Genomic DNA, 2,016 nt, shown 5'->3' with positions numbered 1-2,016 from the left:
GCCTGGTCGACGGTCTACGACCGGTTCCGCCAGTGGCGCGACGCCGGTGTGTTGACGGCTCTGATGGACGCGACGATCACCGAGGCGGCCCGCCGCGGCCCGGTGGACATGTCGCTGGTCGGCGTGGATTCCACGGTGGTTCGCGCCCACCGGGACGCGGCGGGTGTGCGCGTGGGCGAGGGGGTTCTCGCCGCCCTGGAGGAGGCCGCCGGCCGAACAATGGGGGATCGCGAAAAGCGCGAACAGGGCAAGCCGCCCGGGGCGACGACGATCCCGACCGCGCCGAACGGCGCCGGATCCGACGTCGACGCCGAGCGCGGCTGAAGGCGGCGGAGATCGGGCGCTCGCGCGGCGGGTTGACCTCCAAGATCCACCTCGCGTGCGACCGGCGCTGTCGTCCCCCGGGCTTCGTCCTCACCGAGGGGCAGGCCGCCGTCAGCCCGCGGTTCGTCCCCGTCCCGCGCAAGGTCAAGGTGCGCGGCCCGGTCGGCCGACCGCGCACCCGACCCGACGCGGTCGCCGCCGACAAGGCCTACTCCTCCCACACGAACCGCGCCCACCTGCGCAAACGCAACATCAAGGTGGTCATCCCCGAGAAGACGGACCAGGCCGCCCACCGGAAACGAAAGGGCAGCCTCGGCGGACGACCCCTCTCCCACGACGCCGACCTCTACCGCGATCGCAACACCGTCGAACGCCTGATCAACAAGCTCAAGTCCTGGCGCGGACTGGCGACCCGCTACGACAAAACCCCCCGAAAGCTTCCTCGCGTGACTACACCTGAGAGGCACGATCATCTGGATCCGCAGCCTCCAACCCACCGAATAACGGCAACTCCGTACAGGCCCTAGGGCGCGTATCCAGTTGAGATCAACGGGTGCTCCGGCTGAGGTCTTTGATCCAGATCATCGCGGCGCGAAGATGAAGGCTGGCGAGGTAGCTCTCCGGGGGTCTTGTCGTATCTGGTGGCGATCCCTCGCCAGGCCTTGAGCCTGTTGATGCACCGCTCGACGGTGTTCCGTTCCTTGTAGAGGTCAACGTCGTGGCCGACGGGCCCGCCGCCCCCACTGCCTTTCCTCCTGCGGTCGGCGGCCTGATCCCGTTTCTCCGGGATGACGGCCTTGATACGACGTTTGCGCAGGTGGGCGCGGTTGCTGCGGGACGAGTAGGCCTTGTCCCCGGCGACCACGTAGGGCCCGGTGCGGGGACGTCCGACGGGGCCGTGGACCCGTACCTTCCCGAGGACGGGAACGAACTGCGGGCTGTCGGCGGCCTGTCCCGCGGTCGGGACGAACGCCAACGGCCGGCAGTTCCGGTCCGAGGCGAGGTGTAGCGACGACCTCATGACCGTCGTCGACTTCCTCGGCCGTGACGACTTCCCGGACCACTGGTGTGCAAACTGTGGCGGGTATGCGACACGGAGGCTCAAGGACACGCAACTCTCCTACTACCGCGCGGCACATCGGCTGCACACCATCACCCGGCAACTCGACCGTCGACGGCACCGACACCAGGATGTCGATTCCGACGTGATCAAGGCCTCGCTGGACGAACTCGCCGACTGGCGCCCCATGGGGGAGGCCAGTTGGTGGGGAGCCGACTCCTGGGTATGGACCCGGCTTGTGCAAGACCTCCGGACGCGCGTTGTACACGGTTCGGCATGAGGCACGGGTACAGCAGGGTCACGTGTTCCACAGCGCAGGAAGCAACCTCGCGTACGCGACACTCGACGGGCCCGACAATCTCACGCCACAGGGCCCGAACCGCACTTCCGGCAGCCTTGTCGGGATCGTCCATTCCCCACGCGGAACCACCGGGACCAAACGAACCCTCCGCACCAACCCTCAGCTTCTGTGGACCGGTTGTGGACCACACGTCATGCACGAAACACCGCGATATGCCAGAAAACGAACGCTGTATCGAGCATCGAAGTGCCTCTGACCTGCGGAAACACCTCGTCTCCTTGACTGGGGGTCAAGGGGTCGCAGGTTCAAATCCTGTCGTCCCGACGGTGTC

Annotated in this window: 1 protein-coding gene and 2 pseudogenes; 2 read left to right on the top strand and 1 reads right to left on the bottom strand. The window is 67.2% G+C overall.

All coding sequences use genetic code 11. The annotated features are described in order from the left end of the window. Nucleotides 1-774: pseudogene (locus tag GT354_RS54630) on the top strand (IS5 family transposase); the annotation flags it as partial. A gap of 96 nt (nt 775-870) precedes the next feature. Here the strand turns inward: GT354_RS54630 and GT354_RS29155 are convergent. Further along, nucleotides 871-1,339: pseudogene (locus GT354_RS29155) on the bottom strand (IS5 family transposase); the annotation flags it as partial. 4 nt (nt 1,340-1,343) lie between these two features. Here GT354_RS29155 and GT354_RS29150 point away from each other — a divergent pair. Next, complete coding sequence (locus tag GT354_RS29150) at nt 1,344-1,664, top strand: hypothetical protein (RefSeq protein ID WP_161358950.1); 321 nt, start codon at nt 1,344-1,346, stop codon at nt 1,662-1,664. The last annotated feature ends 352 nt before the right edge of the window (nt 1,665-2,016 follow it).

This window comes from Streptomyces sp. SID3343 (assembly GCF_009865215.1).
Taxonomy (GTDB): Bacteria; Actinomycetota; Actinomycetes; order Streptomycetales; family Streptomycetaceae; genus Embleya.
This window is presented reverse-complemented; position numbering and strand designations above follow the sequence as displayed.

Excerpts from the sequence above, each read along its gene's own strand:
- GT354_RS29150 (WP_161358950.1), top strand. The coding sequence starts at position 1,344 with ATGACCGTCGTCGACTTCCTCGGCCGTGACGACTTCCCGGACCACTGG.